Raw genomic sequence first — 23,557 nt, 5'->3', positions numbered from 1 at the left:
AAAAACACTATGCAAGGTGTTTTGTTTTCGATAAAATACGCCCCTTAATTTTTTAGCGCTAATACCGACGTTTGTGAAGCGCAATATTTGTGAGCAGAAATACAATGGCAAAACATTTATTTACTTCTGAATCAGTTTCTGAAGGTCATCCGGATAAAATCGCCGATCAAATCTCTGATGCGGTACTTGATGCTATCCTAGAGCAAGACTCTCATGCCCGTGTTGCGTGCGAAACTTACGTAAAAACAGGTATGGTTATGGTTGGTGGTGAAATCACTACTAGCGCATGGGTTGATATTGAAGAAATTACACGTAAAACAGTACGTGAAATTGGCTACACGCATTCAGACATGGGTTTCGATGCAGATTCATGTGCAATTTTAAACACTATTGGTAAACAGTCTCCTGACATTAACCAAGGTGTTGACCGCACTAGCCCAGAAGAACAAGGTGCTGGCGACCAAGGTCTTATGTTTGGTTACGCATGTAACGAAACAGAAGTGCTAATGCCTGCGCCAATTACTTACTCACACCGTTTAGTACAGCGCCAAGCGCAAGTACGTAAAAGCGGCGAGCTTAACTGGTTACGTCCAGATGCAAAATCTCAAGTTACTTTTGCGTACGAAAATGGTAAGCCAGTAGGTATTGATGCAGTAGTACTATCTACTCAGCACAGCGAAGACATTTCACAAAAAGATTTAGTAGAAGCGGTGATGGAAACTATCATCAAGCCGGTACTTCCTGCAGAGCTTATTACAAGCGCGACTAAATTTTTCATTAACCCAACAGGTCGCTTTGTAATTGGCGGACCAATGGGCGATTGTGGTTTAACAGGTCGTAAAATCATCGTTGATACATACGGTGGTATGGCTCGTCACGGTGGTGGTGCTTTCTCTGGTAAAGATCCATCAAAAGTTGACCGCTCAGCTGCATACGCTGCACGTTACGTTGCTAAAAACGTAGTTGCGGCTGGCCTTGCTGATAAGTGTGAACTACAAGTTTCTTACGCAATCGGTGTTGCAGAGCCTACATCTATCAGCGTTGAAACCTTTGGTACAAGCAAGTTAGAAGAAAGCCGTTTAATCGAGCTTATTCGTGAACACTTTGACTTGCGCCCTTACGGCTTAATTCAAATGCTTGATTTAGAGCGCCCTATCTACCTTCCTACAGCGGCTTACGGCCACTTTGGTCGTGACGAATTCCCTTGGGAACGTACAGATAAAGCTGAAGCACTTCGCGCAGCTGCTGGCCTTTAATTGGTTAGGTAACTATCTAAATACAAAAAAAGCGCCAATTGGCGCTTTTTTTATGTATTATAAATAGCAGAATAAATTCAAGCTTAATTAAAATAACGGTACATTAATAAAAATATTAAGGCAATTTACTCTTTGTTGCTCGGTTTTTACTTATTCTTACATGGATGTAAGCCAGTAGCGCAGCGCAGGAGCCGTTACCGAGCCCACTAGGTTACAAACCTCACGCCGCGATTAAACAGCCCCTAGATTGAACAAATTTTAATCCTGAAAGGCCAACAAGCCCTAATCCACAGACTTTATTTTGTGATCGCACAGAAAGTAGCTCATAAGTTAAAATAATTTAATTTTACATATGGATGCCTTTATAAAGGAGTTCGGTTTATACTCTTTTTATTAAAAAGCTTTAGGGGTACTTAAATGGCCGACAATTTTCGCGTTATATTTGCTGGACTTGCTGATGGAATAGACAGTAACGCTGCATCTATCAACCTTGCAGATAAACTAAAAACCTCAGAAGAAAAAGTAGCTCTTTTTTTTAAAGGAAAGCCACTGTTTGCACCGAGCCATAAAGACAAAGCACTAAAACAAGCCAAACTATTAGCTAGTTTGGGCATTAAAAGTAAGTTGCAGGCAGTTTCAAATGCAGCTAATACCTCAACTGAGCAGCCTCAAAACAGTCAACGTGATGAACGTATTTTTGATGCCCTTGATTACATCACCAGTAGCTTAATTCGCCTTGAAGAAAAACTCGAAGAACTTGAACAACGCTTACCAGAAGAGCAATCAAAAAATCCTGAAATAGATGAAGATGACGATTGGCAAGACGACGATTTATTGCTTGATGAAGAGTTAGTAAGCACACCTAAAAAACGCAGTAATGTGCTTTTATATTCTTTAATAGCAACAGCCGTGACGTTACTTATTATATTGGCTGTATATTTGGCATTTCCTAGCTTATTTTCTTTATAATTGCATAGTGAAATCATCAAATGAATAATAACCGCGCACAGATAAGAAAATCTATCCGTGAAATACGTAATAACTTGTCAAAAAATCAACAAAATTTAGCGGCACAATCGCTATATATGAATTTTATTCAACATTTAAAAAGTAAAAAAACGAATAAAACAGAGCATATAGCAATCTACTTAAGCAATGATGGAGAACTAGATACCTCACTGTTAATTAAAGAGTTATGGAATCTAAATCACCACATTTACCTACCAGTAATCCACCCCTTCAATGGGACTAATTTACTCTTTCAGCGCTATGAAAAAAACTCACCCATGAGGGCAAACCGCTATGGTATCTTTGAACCTAAGCTCAACTGCTCTCAAATATGCCCATTAGCAGCGCTTGATTACCTCCTTATGCCGTTAGTTGCATTTGATAAACAAGGTAATCGCCTAGGAATGGGAGGCGGGTTTTATGATAGAACACTGGCGCGTTTACACGAACAAAATTGGCAAAAACCACAACTTATTGGCTTAGCACATGAATGTCAAAAAGTAGACGTGTTACCCATTGAGTCGTGGGATGTACCACTTAAAACTATTATCACTCCAGATAAAACCTACTGCTGGTAACACGTTAACTTGTATACTAGCAGCATACTTTTGATATAGATGAGCACACATTAATGACACAAGATGAATTAAAAAAAGCAGCTGCCTGGGCTGCACTCGAGTTTGTAAAAGAAAACACTATTGTAGGTGTCGGTACAGGCTCAACAGTTAACCATTTTATTGATGCCCTTGGCTCAGTAAAAGACACTATTGTAGGCGCTGTATCAAGCTCTGAAGCCTCTACCGTTCGTTTAAAAGAATTAGGTATTGAAGTATTTGAGCTCAATAACATTGATGTTTTGGATGTCTACGTTGATGGCGCTGATGAAATTAACGCTCAAAATGAAATGATTAAAGGTGGCGGTGCAGCCCTTACTCGCGAAAAAATAGTAGCGGCAGTAGCTAAACAATTTGTGTGTATTGTAGATGACACCAAATTAGTAGAAACGTTAGGTGACTTTCCGCTTCCGGTAGAAGTTATCCCTATGGCGCGCAGCTACGTTGCACGAGAATTATTAAAACTTGGTGGTGACCCTGTTTACCGTCAAGGTGTAGTTACCGATAATGGTAACGTTATATTAGATGTATTTAACTTAAAAATTACCAATGCCAAACAACTTGAAACACAAATTAACTCAATTGTTGGCGTAGTTACCAACGGCCTATTTGCGATGCGTGGTGCTGATAAAGTGATTATCGGCACTAAAAATGGGCCTCAAATTAAATAGGATGAGGTTATGAGTAAGGTATCGTTAGCAAAAGACAAAATTAAAATTCTCTTGCTTGAAGGTGTTCACCAAAGCGCTGTTGAAACGCTAAAGCGTAACGGTTACAGCAACATCGATTACGTTAAAACATCCTTACCTGAGGACGAACTAAAAGAACGCATTAAAGATGTACACTTTGTAGGCCTTCGTTCTCGCACTCATATAAGCGAAGCGGTATTAGATGCCGCTGAAAAGCTCGTTGCAGTTGGTTGTTTTTGTATTGGCACAAACCAAGTTGACCTAGACAGCGCACGCGAACGTGGTATTGCTGTATTTAACGCACCGTTTTCTAACACTCGTTCTGTTGCTGAACTTGTACTTGGCGAAATTCTGCTTTTACTACGTGGTATTCCAGCGCGTAATGCAGCAGCTCATCGTGGTGGCTGGTTAAAAACAGCAAATGGTTCGTTTGAAGCACGTGGTAAAACATTAGGTATTATTGGCTACGGTCACATTGGTACTCAGCTGGGTATTATGGCTGAAAACATCGGTATGAACGTGGAGTTTTACGATATCGAAGATAAGTTATCACTGGGTAATGCAAAACAAGTTCATAACCTAACTCAGCTATTACAACGCTCTGATATTATTAGCTTACACGTACCAGAAACGCCGCAAACTAAAAACCTAATCGGCACAGCTGAACTTGCTGTTATGAAGCAGGGATCTATTTTGATCAACGCTTCTCGCGGAACTGTTGTTGATATTGATGCACTTGCAGAAGCGCTTACCGAGAAAAAGCTAAGTGGTGCAGCAATCGATGTGTTCCCTACTGAGCCTAAATCTAACGATGAAGAATTTGTATCGCCACTGCGTCAATTCGACAATGTTATTTTAACACCACACATTGGTGGCTCGACACAAGAAGCACAAGAAAATATTGGCATCGAAGTAGCAGGTAAACTGGCTAAATACTCAGATAACGGCTCAACGATTACTGCGGTTAACTTCCCCGAGGTATCGCTACCAGAGCTTGCTAATCGTAGCCGTTTATTACACGTGCACCACAATCGTCCTGGCGTACTAACACAAATTAACCAAGCGTTTGCACAGCACGGTATTAATATTGCCGCGCAATATCTGCAAACAGATTCAGCAATTGGTTATGTTGTTATTGATGTAGATACTGATCACTCTGAAGTTGCACTTAAAGAGCTAAGCGCTGTTGAGGGTACAATTAGAGCACGTATTCTTCATTAATAATGAGATTGGCTCCTTGAGCAATAACTACAGTTTTATAAAAACACCGCACTTAATTTAAGCGCGGTGTTTTTTTATAAGCTGTGTATTTCTCATAAGTTACGTGTGCGCGATGTAAAATCGCACCTACCGCTTGGATATATATATAATTTTGTAGGTGAGGTTTTATACCTCGCTTGTACATATTAAAAACACGTTACATGTGCGCGATGTAAAATCGCACCGACCGCTTGGGTATATATAATTTGTAGGTGAGGTTTTATACCTCGCTTTACATATCTAAATATATTAAATAACACCGTTTAAAATAAAAACCTCAAGGCACAAAAAAGCGCGAGTAAAACTCACGCCTAAATTATTTAAATTGAGCCATCAACGCCTTTTCGCTTCACTGACAGCTCAACGCGATTATTAATCACCTTTTACTTCTAAATTAATAAACTTAACGAGCTCTTCAGGTTGCCCTACTAGCATCATAATGTGTTGATTAACTTCCATCATGGTTTTACCTTCAGGTAATTTTGCAGATACGCTAAATGAATTCAAACCTTTAGCAAAGCTAGTTAAAGCCTCAGCTATGTCTTGCGTTACGGGAGCTTGTTGTAACTGCTGCTGTAGCATAAGTTCCATTTGCTCTAACGTCATACCTTGCTTTTCAAGCTCACTTGATAATAAATCTTTTAGCTTACCTTGATTATTTAAGGAAAAACTAACATTGCGCGGCTCCAGTTTGCTCATTGCTTGCATAACAAGTGTTTGCTGCTGTAACTCTTGCTCGTAAGTTAGAGGTTGATTACCGGCTTCTTGTTGCGCCTTACTAATAGCCAATGACGCATCCATTAATGCTTTTGAATTAGCTAAGCCCATATCCATATTAAAACTAACAATATCTTTTGCATCTAATTTAACAACCACATCACTGTTGCCCGACTGTTCGTCGTAATCAAGCGATGAGTGTAAGTCATAGCTTGCCGATGCTAACATTTCGTTCGTATCTGCTGGTAATTTTGCGGCAAAGTCTTTATCAAACTGGAAGCTTTTTACATCAAACGATGTATGAGGCGAAATATTATCCGGATCGTAACCCGTTATTTCAATACTTTGAATCTTAGCAACATTGTCACCCTCAGGGCTTATTACTTCCATATTTGTTATTTCTACGCTTTTTGAAATAACACTTGCTGATAAACCAGCATATTTAAATATAGCGCCCGTTTGCTCACTTACTAAAGCAAGTTGCTTATCTACTTCTGCACGCACTTCTTGTGTTGCTACATAATTTGCATAACTTACACCACCAACACCTGCTGCAACAATAGCCGCAACTATAACTAATTTTTTCATGTTATCTCCTTATTTAATTCTTAATATAAAATGCTCTTAACTCAAGAGTAACACTGATGAACATTACCGGTTAAGCGTTTTTGCTGGCTAGTTAATTAAACTAAGTAACTCATGCACTGTTTTTACTGGGGTAATTTTAGCACCCAACCCTTCCATGGATTTATGATAATTACGAAATGGAATAAATATTTCAGTAAAACCATGTTGTGCTGCTTCTTTAACGCGCGGTACACCACTATCAATTGGGCGTACATCGCCATTTAAGCTAAGCTCACCCATAATACATGTGGTACGAGGTACAACAAATTCATTTAAACTACTAAGTAATGCGGTAACTAACGCCAAATCAATACAGGTTTCTGATTCATCAATTCTTAAACCACCTACTATATTGAAAAACGTATCGTGAAATATTTTAGTTTTAGTGTGCTTGCGCAATATACCGGTCAGCATTTTTATACGATTCATATTTAAACCAACGCAAACACGCTGCGGAAATTCCGCCTCAGTTTCGGTGGTTAAACATTGAATTTCGAGTAATAAATTACGATTTCCTTTACGAATACAAGTAATTGTAGACCCAGGTGAATCGGTGGTTGAACCCGATAAAAATATTTCGCTTGGGTTATCAACACTTAACATACCGCGTTCGCACATTTTAAAAATGCCCACAGTATCAATATCACCAAAGCGATTTTTATTGGCTCGCAAAGTACGAATTTGCCCATCGTTGGTGTCAATATGTAAAAGCGCATCCACTATATGCACCAAGGTCTGCGGGCCAGCTATTTCGTTATTCTTATTTACATGAGCAATAATGAACATGGTGACATCATTTTGCTTACAATATTGAGTCAATGCTTGTGCGGCACTCTTTACTTGCGAAGGCGAGCCTGGGCTACCATTAGCGGTATCGGTTACAACAGCTTGAATAGAGTCGATTACAGCAAACTTAATTTTATTCTTCTCAAGCTCATCAATAATTGTTTCAACGCTTGTTTCTGAAAGTAAATAAAGTTCATCAGGGTTGTAGTTTAACTTTAAACGGTTAACCCTGTTTTTAAACTGTGATAAAGACTCCTCTGCCGTACAGTAAAGTGATGGCATACGCTGTGACATCCTAGCCACTAAATCAGACAGCAATGTAGTTTTACCAGCGCCAGGGTCGCCAGAGATTATATTAACCGACCCAGTTGTGACACCACCGCTTAGCACACGATCGAGTTCGCCGATTTCAGTTAGCTGTTTTTCAGCCTCTGTTGTAGTAATGTCATTAATTTTTTTAGAGCCGCCACCAATACCACCAGCATAACCGCCTACACTTGCTCGCACTGCCGCTTTTTTACTGTGCCCTGCTGAAGGTTTAAATTCTGCTAATGTGTTCCATGCACCACAGCGACATTGACCTTGCCAACGTTGGTAGTTCATGCCACATTCAGTACAAACAAACTCTACTTTTGCCGCTTTTGCCATTAATAACCTTACCTACTATTCTTTAATTTTTAAAATGCTTACTATTAAATGATTATCTTGCCATTCCACGCTTTTTCTCAGCAACGATTTTTACCTGTGAAAAACCTAGTATCACAATCATTAAATACAATTCTGTTTTTATTCCCTGTAATTTAGGGCATACTTTTTGCTTTGAAATAATTTAAAGTAACTTGCCAACAAAATGGCATTTAACACATAATAACAAGAGCTAAACTGTAGTTACTCAAATAACCGTACCTATATTAATAACATAGAATGGTTTAACGTTTATTTTTTCTAATAAATAGACTCAACAGTATACCTACTTTTTCAATTAGACGGTGATGGTTTTATAAATGGCTGATGACATAATGCTCAAACACGAAGACCTCGTGAATGAGCTAAAACAATATTTAGGTAACACCAAGTTTGACATGATTTTCAAATCAAAAACGGCAGAGCTTACAAAGCCTGAACAATTTTTGATGAAAATGGAGATGTCACGCTTATCTCAGCCTGTTGCCCGATTTGTTGATTTACGCGGTTTAGTTACCGGACATGTAAAGCCCTATGAGCACAATGGCAAACAGCACTTTATGGATGATACTGCCATTGAGGTTTTTGAAAAAGCTTTAGAACAACATGGTGAGTACACGTTAGCTGTTTACGAAGCAGTAATGAATACTGAGAATAATCATCGTGTGTTACAAAAAAAGGCTATAGAAAAGGCTGAATTACCAGGACTAGATGACTCGTTAGATACCGATGTCATTAAATTTGCCTCTTATGAGAGTCGCCGTGAAGAGCGGATGAACTACTCAATAAAAGTCACTATTACCTACGATGACAAGAAAAACATTGCGGCAAGTACCTCTGACATTTCTCTTAGTGGCTGTAAAGTAAAGCTCGTTACCCGCCATATTTTAAAGAAAGGTCAACTCATCGCAATGCGTTTAGTCGGGCTTGAGCAAGACTTTGAGCTAGGCTTAAAAAACGGTATTCAATACGAAGTAGTGGCTGTGGAAAATATATCTCGTGAATACAACCACATTCGTTTAAAGCGTACTTATGTAGAAAATAATGAAGCATTTGATCGCTTTTTAAAGAGCTTTATTCATGGCAATAAACGCCGTTATAAAGTCAACCTTGATAACACTCTTGATGCTGTCGTTTCAAAAGGCTATGAGCAATATTACATTCCGCGAGTAACTTCTTTATATGTATTTTTAAGCAAAAAAGATGATCACTATTACCCAAGCTTGAGCTTAACAACAGAAAATAATATTTTTATTCAGCGCTATTTTACTGACGAAAGAGCAATCCCTTGTTTGTACAATGTACTCAATCACCAGCGTATAACCCAATTGCTAACGCAAACAACGGCCGTTAAAGAAGATTATCTCTATACTTTTACGCATGTATCCTCAGGTAAAATTTACTATTATTCTGCAACACGTAGTGAACTTGAAAAAACGCCTGAGTTGAGCAGTTTATTTTTAAGTTTTGGCAGTCAAAAAGAAAGTTGGCAATGTTTTAAACTTCAAATCATGCCTACTCACCCAGACGATTCGTACATTCCACTTTCTTTACCTAATAGTACTGGTGAAAACATTGAAAAGCTTAATAAGCCGCCTTCGCCTCGCGTTGAAGGGCTAGTAAAAGATGTAAAGTACATTGTTGTTTTAACAAGTATTGGTAATGCTGTAGAACAAGAGCAGTATAAAAAATTAAATTATGATAAAGCACTTGTTAATCAGCTTAAACATTTTGGTCATGCTAAACATCAAACACCACCTTATTTAGATATTGTTGCACTTGAATATGTAAATTTACGTTCGCATAAGCGCTATCTATATAAAACAGCAGCAAAAATAACCTTAGGTGACATTACCTTTAGTGGCTACACGCGTGACTTTTCTGTAATGGGCTTACAACTTGAGTGCGAGCAACCCGTCACCTTTAAAAAAGGTGACATTATTTTATTATCATTTCCTGACTTGCAAAAAATAACTAAAAAGCACCAACTTAGTGAATTAAAATATGAAGTAATGGCAATTGGTAAATCGTTTACTACCATTAACTTAAAAGCAAGTCGGGTATCTGACTTCCCTCATGCTGGCGTTACCTTTTTCACTCAGTTAATTGAAAACAACAAAGACAAACTTAAAGTATCTGAAGAAGCACCTAAAGTGGAAGGCTTATCTACCGCGCTTAGAAATATGGTTACAAAAAGCGTATGTCAATTTCCATTATACTTACATAAAGAAGCTGCTCATTTTAAAACGGGAGCCATTGGTTTTGGTTTATACGCTAGCCCGTTACATGTAATTTTACAAAACTTTGGGCTGCTGGGTAATAAAACAGACTTATCTAGTATATTGACCGATGAGCAAATAATTAATGTAATTTCGCCGCATATTAAAGATAGAAGCCGCCAAGACCCTCCTCTGGCATTTACAATCGCTATTAACTTTGATCCCCGCAAAGGAGATATCAAAGATGCTATTACAAGCCAATGTGTACTAGGTGAAGACTATAGCGGCTTTGAGAAAAAAATTAGCCAAGGTATTAAATCGGATCTAATTTTTGTGATGCGTTTATATTTATCACGTACGGGACGTCCTGATACCGATTACTTATCTAACGAATTAAAATATGTAAGCCAATACGCTATGCATAAAGCAAAAGATTTGGAAAAAGCATTATGGTCTGTAGCAGGCGTAGGTGACGTAGTAGATATTACTGAAGAAGCGCTTAGCCACCTAGACCTCAATCAACAACAAATTGAGCAAATGGGACGTCGTAAACTTATTTGGTTAAACCGCTTACGTTAACTGGTTTAACCTAATCTATTTAAAAAGTAGGCTCTTCTCCTAACGGAATAGCCAACATATACAACAATTGCAATAATGATCCTTGGCAAATAGCAGCTTGTGCCTGCTCAACTACTTTAGGTTTACCATGTACGGCAACACCTAGGCCTGCTTTAGCCATCATGACTAAATCATTTGCACCATCACCGATAGCAACCGTTTGTATTTTTTCAAGTCCTAGCTTTTGTTGAAGCATCTCTAAAACAACCGCTTTTTGCTGTGCATCGACAATTGTACCCAGTACTTTACCCGTTAGTTTATCGCCTTCAAATTCAAGTACATTAGCATGAACTTCATCTAAATGAATAAGCGCTTGTACACGTTCTGCAAACGGTACAAAACCACCTGATGCGATAGCTAAGTACCAGTTATGTTGTTTTAAAATTTGGCAAAGCACTTTAATACCTGGCATGAGTGGTAATGTATTTTTAAGCTCTTCAATCAAGCTTTTTTCAATACCAGCCAGTTTAGCGACACGTTGATTTAAGCTTTCGCTAAAGTCGAGTTTACCTGCCATCGCGAGTGCTGTAACCGACGCTACTTCGTCATACACATTGGCCAAACGCGCTATTTCATCAATACATTCAATGGTAATCGCCGTTGAGTCCATATCCATAACCAACAAACCAGGCTCATAAAGGTTAGGAGGTGTGGCTACTTGTACTAACTGGCAATCAAGCGTACTTGAAAACGTTTGAAGCTCTAACGGGTTTATAGCTTGCTCTGCATTTTGCGTATAAAAGCACAGTGCGGGGGCTAGCCCTAAATCAGGTTGGTATCGGCATATAGCGGTAATGATTTGGTTATGCTTAGCTAAAAAATCAATAATGCTAGTCACATGGCTTGTGTTAAAGTCACCTGCAAATGCGATACTAAATAATCCCAGCTGTTTATTTGGAACATTATTAAGCGGTAAAAAAGTACAATCCTGATAACTAAACCATTGATTTAAAGTTAACATTGATAATGATTGCTCAGTATTAAGCTGTGCCATGCTCGTTTGCGCCATGAGATCTCCGTATTTATTTTTATTTTCCTGATATAAACTAATTGATGTAGGTATTATTAGCGCTAAATTCGCCATCAGGTGAGGTTTAAGGTTATAGTGCTAGTTGTAACATCAAATCAAAATCCTGTCAGCAGCATATACGGTGACTATGAAAAATAACCATCTTAAAAATCCTATATCGGCTTCTCAAAGAAAGCGGCTTGTGCGCCTGTTACTTGCGGCTGCCTGTTTTGTGTTGCTAAGTTGGGTTGCTGTCAGTAGCAGTTTCCAAAGCCACCAACTGCTTTATGATAGTGCCGATAGCACTGCAAAAAGTTTAACTAAGTTTATGGCTTTGAATGTAAAAACACCTTTAATCGAAAAAAACAAACCACAGTTAAATACAATTTGTAACGATATAAGCAAAGATGAATTTGTACTTTCGGCCACTATTTACGATCAACAAGGTATTTTAATAGCCAGTAGCGATAACTGGCAATCGCATCATATTTTTGGCCAACTTCCTGATTCAACACCAGGTATTAGCAAATTAAAAACCCCCTTTGTAGAGCCTGTGATAAGTGATGATGATCGTCCACTTGGGTTTGTGTCAGTTACGTATTTAACACGAGCAGCAATTGCCGACAGTCATAATCATTTTCATGATTTAGGTCGCCAAGTACTTTTAATGCTAGTGATTGCCTGCATTTTCACGTGGCAATTAGGGCGAGGCTTAAAACGTTGGCAGGTTAATCGCTACATGCAAAAAACATCTGAGCAAGAATCATAAAGTAGCTTAGCAAGCGTCTCTCTCTTACTGTGTGGCTTTAAATCACACAATGCATTAAATACATCGGGTATATGCAATGGCGTGTTAACTTCACCTTGATAGCCGCTTAAAGGCATTGAGGGAGAATCTGTTTCTAGCACTAAATTTTCTGGCTCGATAGCAGCAATAACGGCGCGTGTTTTAACTGCGCGCTCATAGGTAATAACACCACCTACTCCTAGCTTAAAGCCCTGTTTGATATAGTACTGCGCTTGTTGGATTGAACCTGAAAATGCATGAATTACCCCCCCATTTTTTGGCTTACAACGTTTAAACGATTGCGCAATTAAATCATGGCTTTGCCTATGATGCACAATGAGCGGCAAGTTAAGCTTGTTTGATAGCTCTATTTGCTGTTCAAATAAATAAGTTTGTTTGGATAGGTTTTCAATACTTCTATCAAGCCCACACTCACCAATGGCCACCAGCTGATGCGTATTTGTAGTTGCAAACTCAAATAACGCTTCTATGTGCGATTCTTTATGTTGCTCTAAAAAATAAGGGTGTAGCCCTGCCGCTATTTTTATACTTGGATAGGTTGCTTTGAGCTCTATGAGGGCATGCGATTGAGCAAGGGTAATGCCTGGCACAATAAACTGATTAACTCCCTTTGCTACACACTCTCTTATGAGAGATTCACGATTTGAATCAAACTCACTAAAATCGAGATGGCAATGAGAGTCAATAAATTGCACAGTTACTTACTCATCTATTTATTAAGGATTTAAGCGCGTAATTTGCCAGCTATTATCTGCTTGGCGCTGATATATAAAGCGGTCATGTAAACGATGCGCTCCACCTTGCCAAAACTCAATTTTAGTGGGCACTACACAATATCCGCCCCAAAAATCGGGAAGTGGAATTTCACCTTTAGCAAACTTGTTTTTCATATTGGCAAAGGTTTCCATTAGTACTTTACGTGATGACACCGGACGACTTTGCGCCGATGCCCAGGCGGCTAATTGGCTTTCTTTAGGACGAGATAAAAAGTACTTTGCCACAGCAGAAGTTGGTAATGGTTTAGCCTCGCCATATACAATAACTTGGCGCTCCATGTGATGCCACGGAAAATGCAAGGAAATTTTGTTATTACCTTTAAGCTCTTGCGCTTTACGCGAACCTGTATTGGTAAAAAACACAAAGCCGTTATCATCCAAATGCTTTAAAAGCACTATACGCTGTGAAGGCTGACCGGTTTCATCAACAGTTGCTACAACCATCGCTGTTGGATCGGGTAATTGGCTTGCTACAGCATGCTCAAGCCATGTTTCAAACTGCTTGAATGGGTCATCTTGCAAGTTATCTTCGCTTAACGCGTCTTGCAGGTATTCACGGCGGATATCTTCGAGTTTCATAACAAATCCTTTAAATAAAGCCTTAGAAAAGAGCTTAGAGTAGCGAGCTTAAAACATTAGATGTTGAGCAGTAACAAATATTAAGATTCAGGTGTATCGATAGCAATAAACATAGAGCCTTAGGTGTATCTATAGCAATAAACATAGAGTCTCAGGTGTATCGTTGGGTTTCGTTTCACTCAACCCAACCTACACAGCTCAGATATCTGCAAGTGTAGGAGTGCTAGCAAGGCGGTAAAACTATTTATGCCAAGGAGCATACGGTTTGTATGTGACTTAGGCTAAATAGTTTTACCAACGCAGCTAAAGCGAACTACACGCAGCAGATTACATTTGCTCCATAACTTCAATACCTAGCAAATCCAATCCCGTTTCTAGTGTTTTAGAAACCAAATTACACAGCACTAAACGGCTATCGCGCACGCTTGGCTCTACGCCTTCTTTAAGTACTGGGCAGGCTTCGTAAAATGTCATGTATAAGCTTGCAAGCTCATATAAGTAACCACATAGTACGTGCGGTGTTGCTTCGTTGATCATTAAATCAAGGACTTCTTCAAGCTGTAGTAGCTTAAGTGCTAGTGCTTTTTCTTGAGGCTCAACAATTACAACATCTGAATTTAATGTAGTTGCATCAACGCCTGATTTACGAAAAATACTGCGTATACGTGTATAAGCATATTGTAAGTAAGGAGCGGTTGCACCTTCAAAGCTTAGCATGCTGTCCCAGTTAAAAATGTAATCGCTGGTGCGATGCTTAGAAAGATCGGCATATTTAACTGCACCAATACCTACTTTACGGGCAATCTCGCTGCGCTCAGAATCACTTAAATCAGACTCACGTTCAGCTAGTTTTGCGGCTGCACGGTTAATTGACTCTTCTAATAAATCAGCAAGTTTTACTGTGCCGCCAGTACGTGTTTTAAATGGTTTATTATCGGCGCCCATCATGGTGCCAAACGGGCAAAACTCGTAGCTTGTTTCGTCTCGTAATAAACCAGCTTTACGCGCTGTTAGCTCTACTTGGTTAAAGTGTAGATTTTGACGTGCATCTACAAAAATTAAGATACGATCGGCACCTAATTTATTTGAACGGTAGTCACATGCAGCTAAATCGGTTGTTGCATATAAAAAACCACCGCCAGATTTTTGTACGATAAACGCTGATGGCTCGCCATCTTTATTAGCAAGTTCATCTAAAAACACCACTTGCGCGCCTTGCGACTCAACGGCAATATTTTTATCTTTAAGTAGGCTAATAATATCGTTAAGCTCTGCGTTGTATGCGCTTTCAGCCATAATATCGGCTTGAGTAAGCGTTACATTTAAACGCTTGTATACTTCTTCAGAGTGTTTAACTGAGGTGGCTATAAATAGTTTCCAAAGCTTTTCACAGTGCGTATCGCCGCCTTGTAGTTTAACAACATAGTCACGTGCTTTATCTGCAAAGCCTTCTTCATCGTCAAAACGTTTTTTAGCATCGCGATAAAAGGTTTCTAAATCAGCAAGTGCTACAGAGTCTAAATCAACACCTTGGCTAATTTGATCTTCTAAATGCGCGATTAACATACCAAATTGCGTGCCCCAATCACCCATGTGATTTTGACGTACAACCGTATCGCCTCTAAATTCAAGCGCACGCACAATTGAGTCACCAATAATGGTTGAACGTAAATGGCCTACGTGCATTTCTTTAGCAAGGTTTGGTGATGAATAATCAACAACCACTTTTTGTGGCTTAGCATGCTCATTTACAGCAAGCTTTGCATCACTGTTAGCGGCTTGTACGCTTTGCGCTAAAAACTCAGGCTTTAAATGAATATTAATAAAACCTGGGCCTGCAATTTCAGTCTTTTGAGCAATATCGCTTACATCAAGGTTATCTATAATTTTTTGCGCAAGCTCACGTGGGTTGCTTTTCATTTTTTTAGCCGCGCCCATGGCTGCATTAATTTGGTAATCACCAAATTGTGGACGTGTGCTTTGCGTTACTGCTGGGTTTGTATCTTCAGGTAAGCCTGCACCAACCATAGCTGCAACGGCTTTTTCGATTAAAATAGTACGAATATTCATATTTTTTACCTTTGTAAGCCCGACAAAGCAGGCTTTCAGTTAACTGTAGTCAGTCGATTCTAGTTTTCGCGTGTATGGCTAAACGTTACTTCAGGGTAGCGCTCTACCGATAAGTTAAGATTTACACGGCTAGGCGCAATGTAAGTTAAGTTATCACCGCCATCGAGTGCTAAATTACTTTCGCACTTGCGCTTAAAGTCTTCAAACTTTTTCACATCATCGCTACTTACCCAACGCGCTGTATTTACGTTTACACCTTCGTAAATAGCATCTACGTTATATTCGGCTTTTAAGCGCGCTACAACTACATCAAACTGAAGTACACCTACCGCGCCCACAATTAAATCGTTGTTTATAAGCGGTCTAAATACTTGCACAGCACCTTCTTCAGAAAGCTGCACTAAGCCTTTTAATAATTGCTTTTGCTTAAGCGGATCGCGAAGACGAATACGGCGGAATAATTCAGGCGCAAAGTTAGGGATACCACTAAATTTAAGTTTTTCGCCTTGCGTGAATGTATCACCAATTTGAATAGTTCCGTGGTTATGCAAACCAATAATGTCGCCGGCGTAAGCGTCAGCTGCGCGCTCGCGGTCGCCCGCCATAAAGGTTACCGCATCAGAAATGCTCACTTGCTTGCCAATTCGCACGTGATTCATTTTCATGCCTTGGCTGTACTTACCCGATACAATACGCATAAATGCAATACGGTCACGGTGCTTTGGATCCATGTTGGCCTGAATTTTAAATACAAAACCAGTAAAGTTTTCTTCAGTTGCAACAATAAGTCTGTCTTCTGTTTCGCGTGGTAATGGCGTTGGCGCCCATTTAGTTAAACCATCTAACACGTGGTCAACACCAAAGTTACCAAGTGCTGTACCGTAATAAACTGGCGAAAGCTCACCGGCTAAAAACAGATCTAAATCAAATTCGTTTGATGCGCCAATAACAAGCTCAAGCTCATCGCGTAATTGCGCAGCTAAATCTTCACCAATGGCAATATCAAGCTCTGGGTTATCAAGACCTTTAATGGTACGAACTTCTTGAATTTTATGACCCTGACCTGTTTTGTATAAAACAGCTTCGTCATTATGAATGTGGTAAACACCTTTGAACTCTTTACCACAGCCAATTGGCCAAGTGATGGGGGCACAGGCAATATTTAGCTCTGTTTCAACTTCGTCCAGCACTTCCATTGGGTCGCGAATATCACGATCACATTTGTTCATAAAGGTAACAATAGGTGTGGTACGCAGGCGTGTAACTTCCATTAACTTGCGGGTACGGTCTTCTACACCTTTTGCTGCATCAATAACCATTAAACACGAATCTACCGCTGTTAATGTGCGGTAAGTATCTTCAGAGAAGTCTTCGTGCCCTGGAGTATCAAGTAAGTTAACAAGTGCGTTGTTATATGGAAACTGCATTACAGAGGTAGTAACAGATATACCACGCTCTTTTTCCATTTCCATCCAGTCAGACTTAGCATGCTGGTTAGAACCACGGCCTTTTACAGTACCAGCTCGTTGAATAGCTTGTCCGAATAACAATACTTTTTCGGTGATGGTTGTTTTACCAGCATCTGGGTGAGAGATGATAGCAAAGGTTCGTCGTTTATTAATTTCGCTAAGGAGATTTTGATCTGCCATTAAAAAGTTCTTTTAGTTTGTATACGGATATTATCCACTTTAAGTATGCTGAGCTTTCAAGGCTTAAATAATAACAATTGCATTAAATTAGTGATCTATTATAGCGATAAGTAAATAGTGTAATAACAAGGCGAAAATTATCACATAGAGTTGTTCTCTATGAATAATTTTTTAACGTAGTTAGTAAGTTATTCAATACGCTAGAATGATCATATTTTTAATAAAATTGGTATAAAGCAACCTCGAAAGCTCAACACACCATCAGAAAAGCCCTAAATTGGCTCTTCACATGCGATCCGTTATGTTAATCGTAATTGAAGACTATTTTCGCTGATCTTGGCCTTATAAACAATCAATGGTTAGTTATTAACTGATCTTTTTATTAAAGGCCGTTGAGTTCTAAAATAAAATGCAAAGCTCGCCCCCCCATCCCCTTATTATTTTACGTAAGTTTCTTTCGTTGGTTACAGAAATTAGCCATCAAGACACCTACAGGCTTGTGTAATATAGCGGTTACGCATATTATTGATAAATTGCATGGAGGATAAGTAGTTTGGTCATGAAAACCAGTAAGTTAAGCATTCGATTATTATGGTATATAACGCCGCTTGTTATATTGCCTCTATTATTTTTAGGGGGCTTCACGCTCACGAATGTAACTAACTCCACTCAAAAACAAGCCGATCTAATAATGAGTCGTTTTGTTGAGCAACAACAACAAAAAGTATTTAACTATATAGACTCTTTTCACTCAACTACAAAGCTGCTCTCGACTTCTCCCGTACTGAGTGACTTTTTAGCAAATGATGTACGAGCTAATGGCAGTTATACACGCCAACTAGGTGCCTTAATGGATGTATTTGCCAGTTATAGCGAAGCCTATCCAGATATAGTCAGTATTAATTTAGTCTCTGAAAGCGGAAAAAGCGACGCTTATTATTCAAACAATCTGACTACAGCCCCTAAAAGTTATCCCTTTTTAAATAAAGTACTGCAAAGTAATTTAAGCCAGCAACAGTTCATGGATCAAAAATCAGACGGAACAACCAGTTTGTATTTTATTCAGCGAATTTATAGTGTTGACTACTATTTAAAACGCCCTCAACAGTTAGGCTTTATCGTTGTCCATGTTGAGCCTTCAATACTCAATACCAGTATTTTAGAGGCGCCTTATAACAATACACTTAATTTACTACTCACCAAAGATGGTAAAATTTTATTTAGTTCCGATTACAGTATGCGCGGCCAATACATTAGCGAATACGAACTAAACCGAATACATGATTTAGCTGATATTGGCACCTTGTCGACTATCGAACTATCAAGTATAGATAAAATAGAGCGCATGATTTTTGCGGTACAAATGAGTGGCGGTTATTATTATGTTTCTACTATTCCTAAAGCTGTACTTTATCAATCTGGTAAGGCTATTAGTTTAATAACAGGCTTAATTGTTCTTATTTCGGTGATCACCCTGCCTATATTAATTTTTGTGGTTGTGCGTAACTTACTACTCAACCCTATCGAGTTATTAGGTGCAGCAAGCCACCGCGTTGGGGATGGTGATTTATCGGTGAATTTACCTGCGCATACAAATGATGAAGTAGGCATTTTATTTAACGATTTTAATCACATGGTTAACCAGATAAGACACTACCAACAACAGCTGGAAGATTATAAACATCACTTAGAAGATAAAGTAGAAAGCCGTACCAAAGCACTTGAAGCAATGAACAGCCAACTAGAGCTGGCGATTGCTCAAGCTGAACAAGCGAATCAACTTAAAAGTCGTTTTTTAGCAAATATGAGTCACGAAATACGTACACCGCTCACTGCTATTATGGGCTTTACAGAACAATTACTACACAACGATAAAATAGCGAACGATAAACAGCACCTCAGTACTATTTTACGAAATTCAAAACACTTGCTAGAACTAATCAATAACATTTTGGACTTATCTAAAATTGAGGCCGAAAAGCTTGCAGTAGATCAAGCGCCTATCAATGTAGTACAGCTCGTACATGATATTGAATCTATTATTGAACCCTTAGCAAAAGAGAAACAGCTTACTTTAAATATAAACTATGAATTACCACTGCCTCGTACCATATACAGTGATATTACGCGTTTAAAACAAATATTAATTAACGTTGCGAATAATGCAGTTAAATTTACAGAGCAAGGCAGCGTTTCTATTTGCGTACACTTTCATCAAAAAAGAAAAATGCTTGAATTTGTTGTCACAGACACCGGCATCGGAATGTCTGAAAATCAAATAAAGCGTGTATTTAAACCATTTGAGCAAGCTGATGCAACGACTACCCGTCGATTTGGCGGTACAGGGCTTGGTTTATGTATTTCCAAAAACTTGGCGCAACTACTCGGTGGTGATGTAGTACTAAAAAGTGAAATAGGTAAAGGAAGTAAGTTTTCTATTAGCGTGTCGTGTCATTTAACAGGCAGAAAACCCGCACTACAATTACTTACAGATAAAAGCCAACTAACGCCAGAAAGAGATCCACTACTATCGTTTGCAACCAACCACTTTGATGCCAATATTTTAGTGGCTGAAGACAACCCTGATAATCAATTACTAATAAAACTGCTTCTGCAAACGTGGGGCCTAGAACCCGATATAGCAAGTAATGGCGCACAAGCAGTAGAAATGGCGCTAGTTAACGACTATCAGTTAATTATTATGGATATGCAAATGCCGGTTATGGGCGGGTTAGAAGCAACTAAAATGCTACGCCACGCTGCGTACGACGGCCCTATCATCGCATTAACCGCAAACGTAATGAACCATGATATAGGCACTTATTTGGAGGCTGGTTGTGATAAAGCACTTGGTAAGCCGATTGATAAAGACGCATTAGAAAACGTACTAGTGAGTTATTTACACCTTGAAAAAGATAACCAAAATAAATGGGATAACTTATTAAAAAGTGAAAAATTCCAACAAATTGCAGACAACTACTTAGCTAATTTGCCGACTTACTTAGATGAAGTAAAAACATATCAACGTTCTGATGACTGGGAAGCACTACGAAATGTTGCCCACAGTATTAAAGGAAGTGCTGGGTGCTTTAACTTTGACGATATTTATCACAGCGCAGGCGCACTCGAAGACTCATTAAAAAGTGATAACAAAATAGTTCGCGATGATCTTATAGCCGACTTAATTACCGCTATTGAAAACTCTATAAATAATAAGCAAGTATAAACAACACATGCTCGCTGTTATTGGAAACCTAAACTTAATGCCATCCCCATTAAAATGGCATCTTCAAAGCCATTTTTAGCTGGGTTGTCGCTTGGGTAGTAGTTTTTACGCACTGACATTTCTATAAAGCCAGCGTACTCATACAGCGCAATTGCTCGCGTGTTAGATTCGCGTACCTCTAAAAATAAGTTTTCAGCGTTTTGTTGCTCACCGTATTCAATAAACTGAGCTAACAACTGCTTAGCAATGCCCTTGCCTTGATAACTTGGTGTTACGCAAATATCCATAAGCGTATAATCAGGACCTGCTTTTTCACCAATATAAAAACCAACCATAGTCTCATTTTCAAACGCGGCTACATTAAAATAGCGCCCACCTAAACACGAACTCATTGTATTTAACGTCCACGGATGGCTATGGCATGCTGTTTCTATTGCCATTAATTGAGGTATTGCGGTTTCGTCTACTGGTTTAAAGTTTATCAAGGTGTTCACTCATTAAAGCCCATAAAGCGCGCTTATCGGCCGTGCTGAGCTGTGGTTTTGTAAGTACTAGCTGATCGTCATTTAATTGCATCTCAGCGCTTTGTACAACGCTGTTAATAGCAATTGGTAATGCTGCACGTTTAATATCTGCAAATAATTGTTCACAAAGCACTATAGGCTCAAGTACATTGTTTTTTGATGCAGTATCAGGAGCATGACTACTTGCCGCAACACTATCTATTAAAAGATTATCTGCAGGAGGGCTATCCGCTGGAAATTTATCGGCTGGTTTAAAGTGTTTATTTAATTCGAGGTTTTCAATACCAAAAACAGCTGCGTACCGTGAATGCATAACGACTCGATGAAATTAGTAAGTAAGGTAATATAAGAATTAATAAATACGATGTAAAGAAGAAATGGCAGGGGCGGAGAGACTCGAACTCCCAACCATCGGTTTTGGAGACCGCTGTTCTACCAATTGGAACTACGCCCCTGCAATGACGACGAATTATAGAGAAGTTTCGCCAAAGGTAAAGAGAAAAATCACACTTTTAGTTCAACTGCTTTTTAAATAAACAAAACGGCGAATTAGCATGCTAATCCGCCGTTTTTAATCACTTTATTTTATCTGACTAAAACTAAAATTAATTATTCCCATTCGATAGTTGCAGGTGGTTTACCTGAAATATCGTAAACAACACGAGAAATACCATCAATTTCGTTAATGATACGGTTTGAAACCACACCTAAGAACTCATACGGTAAATGTGACCAGCGCGCTGTCATAAAGTCGATTGTTTCCACACAACGAAGTGATACAACCCAATCGTACTTACGTGCATCGCCCATAACCCCTACCGATTTAACCGGTAAAAATACAGTAAACGCTTGGCTTACTTTATGGTAAAGCTCTGCTTTGTGTAGCTCTTCGATGAAAATCGCATCGGCGCGGCGTAATAAATCACAGTATTCTTTTTTGATTTCGCCAAGTACACGCACACCTAAACCTGGTCCAGGGAAAGGATGACGGTAAAGCATGTCGTACGGTAAACCTAGTTCTAGGCCAATTTTACGCACTTCATCTTTGAATAATTCACGTAATGGCTCAACAAGGCCCATTTTCATGTCATCTGGTAATCCGCCCACATTGTGGTGAGATTTAATAACATGCGCTTTGCCTGTAGCAGATGCCGCTGATTCAATTACATCTGGGTAAATTGTACCTTGCGCTAACCATTTTGCATTTTTAAGCTTTTTGGCTTGCTCATCAAACACATTAATAAACGTGTGACCAATGGCTTTACGTTTATCTTCTGGGTCAGACTTACCCGCTAGATCATTTAAAAACTGCTCTTCAGCTTCAACTTTAACAATGTTTAAGCCAAATTTATTACCAAACATGTCCATTACTTGTTGGCCTTCGTTTAAACGAAGTAACCCATTATCAACAAATACACATGTTAGTCTTTCGCCAATTGCACGGTGAATAAGCATAGCCACAACTGATGAATCAACACCACCAGATAAGCCTAGAATAACTTCGTCATCGCCAACTGTTTCTTTAATTCGTTCGATAGCATCATCGATAATTTTTGCAGCAGTCCATAATTTTTCACAGCCACAAATATCAATAGCAAAACGCTCTAATAAGCGCTGACCTTGATGTGTATGTGTCACTTCTGGGTGAAACTGTACGCCGTAGAAACGTTTTTCTTCGTTAGACATTGCAGCATGTGGGCAAGTAGATGTTTTAGCTGTTGTAGTAAAACCAGCTGGAATATCCATTACTTTGTCGCCATGGCTCATCCAAACGTCAAGTACGCCGTTGCCACCATCAGTGATGTGGTCTTCAATTGCATCAAACAATGCACAGTTGCCTGCTTTTTCAACTTGTGCGTAACCAAACTCTTTTTTATCAGAGCTATGAACACTACCACCTAGTTGAGCTGCCATTGTTTGCATACCGTAGCAAATACCTAGTACAGGCACGCCTGCATTAAATACATACTCAGGAGCGCGCGGGCTGTTTTCAAGTGTTGTTGATTCTGGGCCACCAGAAAGAATGATACCTTGTGGGTTAAACTCGCGGATTTGCTCTTCAGTCACATCCCATGCCCACAGTTCACAGTAAACACCAATTTCGCGTATACGGCGCGCGATTAGTTGAGTGTATTGTGAACCAAAGTCTAAAATGAGAATTCGTGAATCGTGAATATCTTTGCTCATGGAGTATCTCGTAAAGTAGATGCTAATGCTAAATGCCGCTTTGAATACCAATTTTATTAAACATTACTAATTCTTGCTGGCTAAATAACTCTCTAACCACGTTAAAAACTTCTTATTTAGAAGAAACTAAAAGTCGAAGTTTTTGCCTCGTTATTGAGCCATTTATCTGTTGCAATAATTGACCACTTTATTAATGCAATTGGTATTTATATAAACGACTAAAAAGAGGGCTTGCAAAGCAAGCCCAGTAT

General features: G+C 39.1%; 18 protein-coding genes and 1 tRNA gene. 8 read left to right on the top strand and 11 right to left on the bottom strand.

The features are described from left to right. Positions 1-104 precede the first annotated feature (104 nt). From metK to serA, 5 genes are all read left to right on the top strand, one after another. Complete coding sequence (gene metK, locus NRL14_RS00140) at positions 105-1,256, top strand: methionine adenosyltransferase (RefSeq protein WP_306723696.1); 1,152 nt, start codon at positions 105-107, stop codon at positions 1,254-1,256. Between the two features lie 417 nt (positions 1,257-1,673). Beyond that, positions 1,674-2,225, top strand: coding sequence for a hypothetical protein (locus NRL14_RS00135; protein ID WP_306723695.1), 552 nt, complete (start codon positions 1,674-1,676; stop codon positions 2,223-2,225). 20 nt (positions 2,226-2,245) lie between these two features. Then, positions 2,246-2,842: a 5-formyltetrahydrofolate cyclo-ligase gene (locus tag NRL14_RS00130; RefSeq protein WP_306723694.1), complete on the top strand. Its 597-nt coding sequence runs from the start codon at positions 2,246-2,248 to the stop codon at positions 2,840-2,842. A gap of 53 nt (positions 2,843-2,895) precedes the next feature. Beyond that, positions 2,896-3,549 carry a ribose-5-phosphate isomerase RpiA gene (gene rpiA, locus NRL14_RS00125; protein WP_007377803.1) on the top strand — a complete coding sequence of 218 codons (654 nt, stop codon included), beginning with the start codon at positions 2,896-2,898 and terminating at the stop codon, positions 3,547-3,549. A 9-nt stretch (positions 3,550-3,558) separates the two neighbouring features. Next, complete coding sequence (serA, locus tag NRL14_RS00120; protein ID WP_149606550.1) at positions 3,559-4,788, top strand: phosphoglycerate dehydrogenase; 1,230 nt, start codon at positions 3,559-3,561, stop codon at positions 4,786-4,788. Positions 4,789-5,199: 411 nt separating this feature from the next. Here serA and NRL14_RS00115 read toward each other — a convergent pair whose 3' ends face one another. Next, positions 5,200-6,132, bottom strand: coding sequence for a hypothetical protein (locus NRL14_RS00115; RefSeq protein ID WP_149606549.1), 933 nt, complete (start codon positions 6,130-6,132; stop codon positions 5,200-5,202). An 87-nt stretch (positions 6,133-6,219) separates the two neighbouring features. Next, positions 6,220-7,605: a DNA repair protein RadA gene (gene radA / locus NRL14_RS00110; RefSeq protein WP_008137434.1), complete on the bottom strand. Its 1,386-nt coding sequence runs from the start codon at positions 7,603-7,605 to the stop codon at positions 6,220-6,222. A gap of 356 nt (positions 7,606-7,961) precedes the next feature. Here radA and NRL14_RS00105 point away from each other — a divergent pair, with 356 nt between their 5' ends. Next, positions 7,962-10,439, top strand: a complete 2,478-nt coding sequence (locus NRL14_RS00105) for a PilZ domain-containing protein (RefSeq protein WP_306723693.1) — start codon at positions 7,962-7,964, stop codon at positions 10,437-10,439. A 19-nt stretch (positions 10,440-10,458) separates the two neighbouring features. On the opposite strand, the gene serB is transcribed toward NRL14_RS00105, so the two are convergent. Then, entirely contained in the window at positions 10,459-11,487 is a 1,029-nt protein-coding gene (gene serB, locus NRL14_RS00100) for a phosphoserine phosphatase SerB (RefSeq protein WP_306723692.1), read from the bottom strand. 148 nt (positions 11,488-11,635) lie between these two features. Here serB and NRL14_RS00095 point away from each other — a divergent pair, with 148 nt between their 5' ends. After that, the gene (locus NRL14_RS00095) at positions 11,636-12,256 is read left to right on the top strand and encodes an AhpA/YtjB family protein (protein ID WP_008137440.1); all 621 of its coding nucleotides are present in this window, start codon (positions 11,636-11,638) and stop codon (positions 12,254-12,256) included. Here the strand turns inward: NRL14_RS00095 and NRL14_RS00090 are convergent. From NRL14_RS00090 to prfC, 4 genes are all read right to left on the bottom strand, one after another. Beyond that, positions 12,223-12,990 (bottom strand): TatD family hydrolase, encoded by a 768-nt coding sequence (locus NRL14_RS00090; protein WP_306723691.1) that lies wholly within the window; start codon positions 12,988-12,990, stop codon positions 12,223-12,225. The two genes, NRL14_RS00095 and NRL14_RS00090, sit on opposite strands and share 34 nt — an antisense overlap. A 21-nt stretch (positions 12,991-13,011) precedes the next feature. Further along, the gene (pdxH, locus tag NRL14_RS00085) at positions 13,012-13,650 is read right to left on the bottom strand and encodes a pyridoxamine 5'-phosphate oxidase (RefSeq protein ID WP_010553172.1); all 639 of its coding nucleotides are present in this window, start codon (positions 13,648-13,650) and stop codon (positions 13,012-13,014) included. Positions 13,651-13,977: 327 nt separating this feature from the next. Then, positions 13,978-15,720 carry an arginine--tRNA ligase gene (gene argS, locus NRL14_RS00080; RefSeq protein ID WP_033028925.1) on the bottom strand — a complete coding sequence of 581 codons (1,743 nt, stop codon included), beginning with the start codon at positions 15,718-15,720 and terminating at the stop codon, positions 13,978-13,980. A gap of 59 nt (positions 15,721-15,779) precedes the next feature. Further along, complete coding sequence (gene prfC, locus NRL14_RS00075) at positions 15,780-17,369, bottom strand: peptide chain release factor 3 (RefSeq protein ID WP_007377813.1); 1,590 nt, start codon at positions 17,367-17,369, stop codon at positions 15,780-15,782. A gap of 559 nt (positions 17,370-17,928) precedes the next feature. Between prfC and NRL14_RS00070 the strand changes: the two genes are divergently transcribed. Continuing rightward, positions 17,929-20,595: an ATP-binding protein gene (locus NRL14_RS00070; RefSeq protein WP_149606543.1), complete on the top strand. Its 2,667-nt coding sequence runs from the start codon at positions 17,929-17,931 to the stop codon at positions 20,593-20,595. 17 nt (positions 20,596-20,612) lie between these two features. On the opposite strand, the gene rimI is transcribed toward NRL14_RS00070, so the two are convergent. From rimI to guaA, 4 genes are all read right to left on the bottom strand, one after another. Continuing rightward, positions 20,613-21,080: a ribosomal protein S18-alanine N-acetyltransferase gene (gene rimI, locus NRL14_RS00065; protein ID WP_306723853.1), complete on the bottom strand. Its 468-nt coding sequence runs from the start codon at positions 21,078-21,080 to the stop codon at positions 20,613-20,615. Then, positions 21,067-21,432 (bottom strand): hypothetical protein, encoded by a 366-nt coding sequence (locus NRL14_RS00060; protein WP_306723690.1) that lies wholly within the window; start codon positions 21,430-21,432, stop codon positions 21,067-21,069. The genes rimI and NRL14_RS00060 overlap by 14 nt, the downstream gene beginning before the upstream one ends. Positions 21,433-21,497: 65 nt before the next feature. Further along, a tRNA-Trp gene (locus NRL14_RS00055) sits at positions 21,498-21,574 on the bottom strand. A 154-nt stretch (positions 21,575-21,728) separates the two neighbouring features. Continuing rightward, positions 21,729-23,306 carry a glutamine-hydrolyzing GMP synthase gene (gene guaA / locus NRL14_RS00050; RefSeq protein ID WP_033028923.1) on the bottom strand — a complete coding sequence of 526 codons (1,578 nt, stop codon included), beginning with the start codon at positions 23,304-23,306 and terminating at the stop codon, positions 21,729-21,731. Positions 23,307-23,557 lie beyond the last annotated feature (251 nt).

The organism is Pseudoalteromonas sp. 20-92 (genome assembly GCF_030847595.1).
Classification (GTDB): domain Bacteria; phylum Pseudomonadota; class Gammaproteobacteria; order Enterobacterales; family Alteromonadaceae; genus Pseudoalteromonas; species Pseudoalteromonas fuliginea.
The sequence above is the reverse complement of the archived record's forward strand: the minus strand, read 5'-3'. Positions and strand labels throughout refer to the sequence as shown.